The organism is Nocardia macrotermitis (assembly GCF_009604405.1).
In the GTDB taxonomy this organism is placed as follows: domain Bacteria; phylum Actinomycetota; class Actinomycetes; order Mycobacteriales; family Mycobacteriaceae; genus Nocardia; species Nocardia macrotermitis.
The window spans coordinates 353039-360632 of the sequence record NZ_WEGK01000009.1 but is presented as its reverse complement, the minus strand read 5'-3'; the positions used below and the strand labels follow the sequence as shown (position 1 = coordinate 360632).

The following is a 7594-nucleotide window of genomic DNA, read 5'->3' as shown; positions in this document are numbered from 1 at the left end:
GGCCTGCCTGATGGATTCGCTGGAGCAGCAATGAGTTCCGCTGGAGCGGCGCGGATGTGGGAATCGGTGGGTGGATTGCCTGTTGTTTGCTAGTTTGGGATTGTGTTCGGATTGCAGTGTGGGGCAACACATAAACCTATTGCGGGGAACAAGTTTCTCGCGGTATCGGTTGATATGACGCGCATGCAACTGCGCCGCCGAGTCGTGTCCGGGTCGGCGGGTGGGTGCCGAGACGAGGGAATCACCGGGGTCGACGGGCGGAAGAAGTCGCCGAGCTCATGGGGTCCAGGAACCCGGAACCTGCGTTCCGCATAGTGTGTTCGTGAGGACGCGACCATCGGGAGGACCACCATGTCGAGGATGTTCGTGGACGTGACGCACGCCCACCGGCTCGAATGCTCGCCCCAGCGGGGGCGCTGACATGGCGGACATCAATTCGGCGGTGGCCGGTTATCGCACCTACCGGCAGGTGGTGCTCACGCCGACCCGGGCGGTGCGACTACCGCTGATCGTGGTGTTGCTGCTGGTCGGCGTGGTGCTGGTGTACGCCGCGGATCGGGCCTCGCGCGAGGGCGTGGATCGCGGCTGGTTCGTGGCCGCCTCGCTGTCGGGGCTGTTCGTCGCGCGCGGGCTGCATCTGCGGCGGCCGATCACGCTGCCGCACGTCACCATCGCGGTGATCGTGCTCGGGATGTCGAACATCGCGTATCGCTCGGCGCATCCGGCGGTCGGGTTCGTGTTCCTGGCCTCGACCGGATTCATCATGATGCTGCCGCAGGGCTCGCGGCCGCAGCCCGACCAGCGGATGCGGATCGCGGCGCTGGTCGACGCGACCACGGGCGATCCGCTCGCGCCGTTCGCGATGCATTCGTCCAAGTCCTACTTCTTCGACGCCACCTCCGCCGCGGCCATCGGCTACCGCACCCGCTTCGGCATCGCGGTGGTGGCCGGTGATCCGATCGGCGATCGGGCGGTCTTCGGGACGCTCGTCGCGGAGTTCTCCGACTTCGCCATGGCGCACGGCTGGCGGATCGCGGTGCTGGGCGCGAGCCCCGAGGTGTGCGATATGTGGCGGACCCGGGCCGCGGAACACCGTGGGCTGCACGCGATTCCGATCGGCCGCGATGTGGTCGTCGAGGTCGACGGCTTCGATATGGTCGGCCGCAAATTCCGCAATCTGCGCCAGGCGGTGAGCCGCACCCGCAACTTCGGGGTGAGCACCGAGGTCATTCCCGAGCGGGAGTTGAGCGAGGCGCTGCGCCAGACGCTGTTCGCGATCGTCGACGAATGGCATCACGGGCGGCAGACCCGCGGTTTCTCGATGATCCTGGATCATCTGCTGGACGGTCGTCATCCCGGGATGCTGGTGGTGATCGCCCGCGACAGCGACGGCCGGGTGGTCGGATTCCAGCGCTACGGCGAGGCGAATCGCGGCAGCGAACTGAGCCTGGACGTGCCGTGGCGGCGCAAGGACGCACCCAACGGCCTGGACGAACGCATGATCGTGGACCTGGTCGAATACGGCCGCGAACGCGGTGTGCACCGCATCTCGCTGGCCTTCGCAGCCTTCCCCGAGCTGTACAGCGACACGGACCGCACCCGTTCGCGCCAGGCGCTGTACCTGCTGGCGCGGGTCCTGGATCCGATGATCCGGCTCGAATCGCTGTTCCGTTTCCTGCGCAAGTTCAACTCGTTCGGCAATCAGCGGTTCGTGTTGATCCGCTGGCGCGAGATCGTGTTCACCGCGGCCGCGCTGCTGACACTCGAGTTCGTCCCGCACCGCAAGCAGATCTGAGCCGGGCGGGCCGCCCGAGCGGCCCGCCCGTCGGAGCTCGATCGCCACCAGCGGACAGGGCAATCTTCACCCGGGCGACGGGATCACTTCTCGCGGCGCACACCATCGAGGTCGGTGAACGACAACTGCATCTTGATCGGCTCCTCCAGGAGGAGCTCGTCCCAATGCTCACGGTGCAGCGCGTACCGCTTGTTGGACCAGTCGAGACGGAACTCGTCTATCCGCTCGACGGTTTCCCAATCATCGGCGAAGTGGACCACCAGATACACGGGAATCCCTGTGCGGGCGTAGAGTTTTCGTTTGTACTCGGTATCGTCGCCGATGCTGTCGGGGGAGACCACTTCCACTACCATGCGGATGTGCGGCAGGACCGTCGTCGCATCCCATCGGCCGCAGTCGATGACCAGGAGGTCGGGAAACCGGAAGTTCGCTCGACGATGCACGCTCACGCTGTGCGCGTCGGGGAAGCGAACAGGAGTGTCCGACTCGGTATCCAGGCACGGATCGTTCGGCGTGTGCGCGTTCTCGAGAGCCCGGCGGAGCCTGTGGATCACTCGGTCGTGGGCTCGACTCTGTGCCTGACAGCGCACCACGAGCCCATCCACCAGCTCGAATGGTCCGCCGAACCGCGCGGCAAGGTCTCCGGGGTCCGCGGCCAGGAACTCCTCAGCCGTCAGCCGCTGTTCGCCGCGGGGATCCACAGCCGGCATTTTTCCTCCTACAGCAGTCATGCGGGAAGGCAGCCCGCCACCCCAGGCTAGTTCACACGTGAGCAGCGCAACCGATCTCCGCAGCCATCGGATACCTTCGCGCGTGTTCCGGTCTCCATCCAAATATCGTCCTCGCCGCCGGCCATACCTGGTGGCAGGAACCGTGGGTATGCGGTGCGACCGGCGTAGGCGCGGTCGATATTCGGCGACCGGTCCAGCGCCGGAAGCTCGAGATGAGTGGAGTAGCGTGCGGCACATGGGATTTGCCGTTGAACGGTTCGATCACATCGTGCTGAACTGCCGCGATGTCGCGGCTACCGCGGCCTGGTACGAACGGGTTCTGGGTATGCGGATCGAGACGTTCGGGCCCGCCGGGCGTACGGCGCTGGTGTTCGGGCGGCAGAAGATCAATCTGCGACCGGTGGCGATGGCGGCGGACGATCCGGCGTGGCTGACCGGGGCGGTGGTCGCGGCCGGGTCCGAGGATCTGTGTTTCATCGCCAGCGCTACGCCCGAACAGGTGCACGGGCATCTGACCGCGTGCGGGGTGCGGATCACCGAGGGGCCCGTGGTGAAGACCGGTGCGCTGGGGCAGATGATTTCGCACTACTGCCGTGACCTGGACGGCAACCTCGTCGAGATCGCCGTTTACCCACCCGAGTAATCCGCCCTCCTTGACAGTCGGCAATCCGGACACGGACAGTTACCCGGGTGTTCGAAGCCACCGATGTCTCCCGGACCACGCTGCGCAAGGTCGGTCTGCGCCTGGTGCCGTTCCTGGGCCTGCTGTATTTCGTGAACTATCTGGATCGGGTGAACATCGGGTTCGCCGGGCCGAGCGGGATGAAACACGATCTCGCGCTGTCGGAGACGGTGTTCGGATTCGCCTCGGGCATCTTCTTCCTCGGGTATCTGGTGCTCGAGGTGCCGAGCAATCTGGCGCTGCACCGGTTCGGGGCGCGGCGGTGGATGGCGCGGATCATGCTCAGTTGGGGCGTGATCGCGACCGCGATGGTGTTCGTGCCGAACGCGACCGCGCTGATCGTGCTGCGGTTCCTGCTCGGTGTGGCCGAGGCGGGTTTCTTTCCGGGCATCCTGCTGTATCTGACGTACTGGTTCCCGCAGCGGTATCGTGCGCGGATCGTCGCGATGTTCATGGTGGCGGTGCCGATCTCGACGGCGGTCGGCTCGACGCTGTCGAGTCTGGTGATCCAGTACGGCGACGGGCTGGTCGGGCTGAGCGGCTGGCGGTTCATGTTCCTGGTCGAAGGCGTGCCCGCGCTGCTGCTGGCCGTGCTCACCTGGTTCTACCCGACCGATCGGCCCGAGCAGGCGAGGTGGCTGAACGCATCCGAAAGGGAGTGGCTCGCAACCGAACTCGCGCGCGAGGAGGCCGAACTGGCCGCGGCCGAGCACTGGACGTTGCGGCGGGCGCTGACCCATCCGCGCATCCTGGGCCTGGCCGCGATCTACGGCGGTATCGCCTACGGGCTGTACGCGCTGGGCTTCTTCCTGCCGACCATCGTCGCCGGATTCCAGCAGCAGTACGGCACCCACTATTCGGTGGTACAGCGCGGGCTGATCACGGCGGTGCCGTACGTGATCGGCGCGGTCGCGATGGTGTGGTGGGGCAGGCACGGCGACCGGACCGGGGAGCGGCGCTGGCATGTCGCGCTGCCGTCGATCATCGGCGGTCTGGCCATTCCGATCGCGCTCTACCTGGGCAATCCGTTCGCGGCGATGACTGCGGTGACGGTGTGCGCGGTCGGGGTGCTCGCGGCGCTGCCGACCTTCTGGGCGTTGCCGAGCACCTTCCTGTCCGGTGCGGCCGCGGCCGGCGGTATCGCGCTGATCAACTCGCTGGGCAATATCAGCGGATTCGCCGCGCCCTACATCACCGGCTGGCTGCGGGACCTCACCGGAACCCAGCGCGCCGGACTGTGGGTGGTCGGGGTGTACATGGTGCTCGCGGGGGTGGGCGCGCTCGCGTTGCGGCGGCGGGAATAACCGCTCGCGAACCCGGTTGTCGCTCTCGACGGTGAAGGAAGGGAACTGTTGTGGCGAACGGGTTTTCGGCGGACGGTCTGGCACTGCTGAGCGAAACGCTGGCGGGATACGTCGAGCGCGGTGAGGTCCCGGGTCTGGTTGCGATGATCCATCGGGGCGGGGAGCTCGTTCAGGTGGATTCCGCGGGCTGGCTGGATCGCGAGGCGCGGCGGCCGATGCGGCGGGACGCGCTGTTCCGGATGGCGTCGATGACCAAACCCGTGACCGCGGTCGCCGCCCTGCAACTCGTGGAGCAGGGGCTGATCGGATTGTCCGATCCGGTGGATCGCTGGCTGCCCGAACTCGCCGATCGCAAGGTCATGCGCGATCCGCTGGGCGCGCCCGAGGATGTCGTGCCCGCGTCCCGGCCGATCACGCTGGAGGATCTGCTCACCTACCGGTTCGGGCTGGGCTGGGGACGTTCCGCCCTTGCGCCGCAACTGTTCTCGCTCACCGCCGATCCGGTCGGCACCGCCCTGAGCATCCCCGGCGTCGAATCGCTGGATCCCGACGCGTGGATGCGGCGGCTCGGTGAGTTGCCGCTGATCGCGCAGCCCGGCGAGCTGTGGCGGTATCACACGTCTTCGGATGTGTTGGGTGTGTTGATCTCCAGGATCACCGGGCAGCCGTTCGACACGGTGCTGGCCGAACGCATCTTCGAGCCGCTGGGCATGGTGGACACCGGATTCGTGGTGCCCGAATCCGGACGGGAACGTCTCACTGTGCTCTACTCGCGCGACGGCGATGTCCTCGATCATCCCGACACGACGCGGTGGGCGCAGCGGCCGCGCTTCGTCTCCGGCGGTGCGGGCCTGATCTCCACCCTCGACGACTACGCTCGCTTCGCACGGATGATCCTCGGCCGCGGCGAACTCGACGGAACCCGGATCCTGACCGCGGACACGGTGGAGACGATGGCGCGTGACCGGCTCACCCCCGCCCAGCACACCGATCCGCCGTTCAACCCGCCGCTGGGGCAGACCATGTGGGACGAACAGGGTTTCGGCTACGGCGTGCAGGTCCGCATCCGGCAGGACGGCATCGGGCCGGACATCGGCACGGTGTCCTGGCCGGGCGGTTTCGGCACCTGCTGGATCGCCGATCCGCGGCACGATCTGGCCGCACTGCTGTTCGTGCAGGTCAGCAATATCATCGTGGCCGGTGACTGGCAGATTCCGCTGGGCGAGGACTTCCTGAACCTGACGTATCGCGCGTTGCGGGACTGACGGCCCGGCCGCACCGATTCGCCCCGATCCGAGGAATTTGCGAGCCGATGTCCGAGAATGGGGATCGGCTTCGACGTACCTGGTGACAGCACCGCAGGGGTGCCGGTCGGAAGGAGATCGCCGTGAAGTACATGATTCTGAGCTACGGATCGCAGCGGGACTACGACGGAATGGGCGGGTCGGCGGAATCGACCTGGTCACCGCAGGATTTCGCGGAACTGCACGCGTTCATGACCAAGTTCAACCAGGACCTGGAGGCGTCCGGGGAACTGGTGGAGACGCGCGGGCTGACCGCGCCCGTGCACACCCGCCGGATCGGCAATCGCAACGGGACGCCGTTCGTCACCGACGGCCCGTTCGCGGAGACCGAGGAGGTGCTCGCCGGATACTGGGTGGTCGACGTCGCGAGTTTCGACCGCGCCACCGAGATCGCCGAGCGGCTGCGGGACTGCCCGGGTCCGGCCGCGGCCGTGGCCGACGCCTACGCCGATGTGCGGCCGATCGCGGAGTCGGCCGACGAATTGTGAACTCCCGCACCGAGATCGAGGACCTGCTGCGGCATGCGACGCCGCGGGTCCTCGGTGCGGTGGTCCGCCGCTACGGGCATTTCGACACCGCCGAGGACGCGGTGCAGGAGGCGTTGCTGGCCGCCGCCACGCAGTGGCCGCGCGAGGGGGTTCCCGCCGAACCGGTGAGCTGGCTGATCGCCGTCGCGGGTCGGCGGCTGACCGATCTGCTGCGCCGGGATCAGGCGCGGCGGCGGCGCGAGGACGTGGTCGCGGGCCGGCAGTCACCGCGGGATCTGGTGGCCCCGCCCGCGGATCGCGCGCCCGCCGACGCCGACGACACGCTCATTCTGCTGTTCATGTGCTGTCATCCGGCGTTGTCGCTGCCCTCGCAGATCGCGTTGACGTTGCGGGCGGTCGGCGGTCTGTCGGCCGGTGAGATCGCGCGGGCGTTCCTGGTGTCGGAGGCGACCATGACCCGGCGCATCAGCCGGGCCAAGACCACCATCCGGGACAGCGGGGTGCGGTTCGCGCCACCCTCGGCGGCCGAGCGCGACGAACGTCTGGGCACGGTGCTGCACGTGCTGTATCTGATCTTCACCGAGGGGTATTCGGCGACCACCGGCTCGATGCTGTATCGGGACGAATTATCCAGCGAGGCAATCCGATTGGCTCGGTTGGCGTATCGTTTGCTACCCGATGACGGTGAGGTTGCGGGACTGCTGGCGTTGATGTTGCTGACCGATGCGCGACGTCCGGCGCGGATCGGTGCGGGTGGTGAGCTGATCCCGATGGCTGAGCAGGACCGAAGGCTGTGGCGCGCGGACGATATCGCCGAGGGCATCGCGCTGATCACCGAGACGCTGCCGCGCGGTCCGGTCGGGGCCTATCAGTTGCAGGCCGCGATCGCCGCTGTGCACGACGAGGTCGAGGACTACGCCGCTACCGATTGGCCGCAGATCGCCGCGTTGTACGAACGGTTGCTGGCGCTCGGTGACAATCCGGTCGTCGCGTTGAATCATGCTGTGGCCGTGGCGATGTCGCGTGGTCCCCGGGTCGGGCTGGAGCTGGTCGAGGATCTCGCGGTCCGCCTGCCCGGAGATCATCGGATCGATGCCGTGCGTGCGCATCTACTGGAATTGCTCGGTGAGCGAGAATCCGCGCGCGAGACCTATCGTAAGGCCGCCGAGCAGGCCAAAACCCTGCCGCAGCAACGGTATCTGAACGGTTGTGCCGATCGGCTAGCCTCGCGGGTCACGCCGGCCGATCACGTCGACCCGTGAAACACCGTGCGTCACAGATCCGTTGCCG

Annotated in this window: 7 protein-coding genes; 6 read left to right on the top strand and 1 reads right to left on the bottom strand. The window is 67.2% G+C overall.

Features of this window, described 5'->3' with window-relative positions:
- Window positions 1-421: 421 nt before the first annotated feature.
- On the top strand, window positions 422-1795 hold the full coding sequence (locus NRB20_RS22215) for a bifunctional lysylphosphatidylglycerol flippase/synthetase MprF (protein ID WP_153412032.1): 1374 nt from the start codon (window positions 422-424) through the stop codon (window positions 1793-1795).
- An 83-nt stretch (window positions 1796-1878) separates the two neighbouring features.
- Here NRB20_RS22215 and NRB20_RS22210 read toward each other — a convergent pair whose 3' ends face one another.
- Window positions 1879-2628, bottom strand: a complete 750-nt coding sequence (locus NRB20_RS22210; protein ID WP_194289960.1) for a Uma2 family endonuclease — start codon at window positions 2626-2628, stop codon at window positions 1879-1881.
- Window positions 2629-2761: 133 nt separating this feature from the next.
- Here NRB20_RS22210 and NRB20_RS22205 point away from each other — a divergent pair, with 133 nt between their 5' ends.
- The 5 genes from NRB20_RS22205 to NRB20_RS22185 all read left to right on the top strand — a co-directional run bounded on the left by NRB20_RS22205 (window position 2762) and on the right by NRB20_RS22185 (window position 7566).
- A complete protein-coding gene (locus NRB20_RS22205) occupies window positions 2762-3169 on the top strand; it encodes a VOC family protein (RefSeq protein ID WP_153412030.1) in 408 nt (135 codons plus the stop codon).
- 47 nt (window positions 3170-3216) lie between these two features.
- Window positions 3217-4512: an MFS transporter gene (locus tag NRB20_RS22200; protein WP_319945257.1), complete on the top strand. Its 1296-nt coding sequence runs from the start codon at window positions 3217-3219 to the stop codon at window positions 4510-4512.
- 50 nt (window positions 4513-4562) lie between these two features.
- Window positions 4563-5777 carry a serine hydrolase domain-containing protein gene (locus NRB20_RS22195; RefSeq protein ID WP_153412029.1) on the top strand — a complete coding sequence of 405 codons (1215 nt, stop codon included), beginning with the start codon at window positions 4563-4565 and terminating at the stop codon, window positions 5775-5777.
- 131 nt (window positions 5778-5908) lie between these two features.
- The gene (locus tag NRB20_RS22190) at window positions 5909-6304 is read left to right on the top strand and encodes a YciI family protein (RefSeq protein ID WP_153412142.1); all 396 of its coding nucleotides are present in this window, start codon (window positions 5909-5911) and stop codon (window positions 6302-6304) included.
- Window positions 6301-7566, top strand: a complete 1266-nt coding sequence (locus NRB20_RS22185) for an RNA polymerase sigma factor (RefSeq protein WP_319945256.1) — start codon at window positions 6301-6303, stop codon at window positions 7564-7566. Before NRB20_RS22190 ends, NRB20_RS22185 begins: the two co-directional genes overlap by 4 nt.
- The last annotated feature ends 28 nt before the right edge of the window (window positions 7567-7594 follow it).

Coding starts and splice junctions, on each gene's coding strand:
- NRB20_RS22215 (WP_153412032.1), top strand. CDS start 422: ATGGCGGACATCAATTCGGCGGTGGCCGGTTATCGCACCTACCGGCAG.
- NRB20_RS22205 (WP_153412030.1), top strand. CDS start 2,762: ATGGGATTTGCCGTTGAACGGTTCGATCACATCGTGCTGAACTGCCGC.
- NRB20_RS22190 (WP_153412142.1), top strand. CDS start 5,909: ATGATTCTGAGCTACGGATCGCAGCGGGACTACGACGGAATGGGCGGG.